This is a genomic window from Legionella quateirensis, from assembly GCF_001467955.1.
GTDB lineage: Bacteria > Pseudomonadota > Gammaproteobacteria > Legionellales > Legionellaceae > Legionella > Legionella quateirensis.
The window spans coordinates 1-342 of sequence record NZ_LNYR01000022.1 but is presented as its reverse complement, the minus strand read 5'-3'; positions in this window follow the sequence as shown (position 1 = coordinate 342).

Below are 342 nucleotides of genomic sequence, written 5' to 3'. Positions count from 1 at the left end.
TTCAGGAGATCCTTCACTGCGTTCAGGATGACGAAATTCAACCGTCATCCCGAGTGTAACGAGGGATCTCCTAATGCAGGAACCGCACCAGTTTCAGGAGATCCTTCACTGCGTTCAGGATGACGAAATTCAACCGTCATCCCGAGTGTAACGAGGGATCTCCTAATGCAGGCACCGCACCACATTCAGGAGATCCATCACTACGTTCAGGATGACGAAATTCAACCGTCATCCCGAGTGTAACGAAAGATCTCCTAATGCAGGCACCGCACCACATTCAGGAGATCCTTCACTGCGTTCAGGATGACGAAATTCAGCCGTCATCCCGAGTGTAACGAGGGA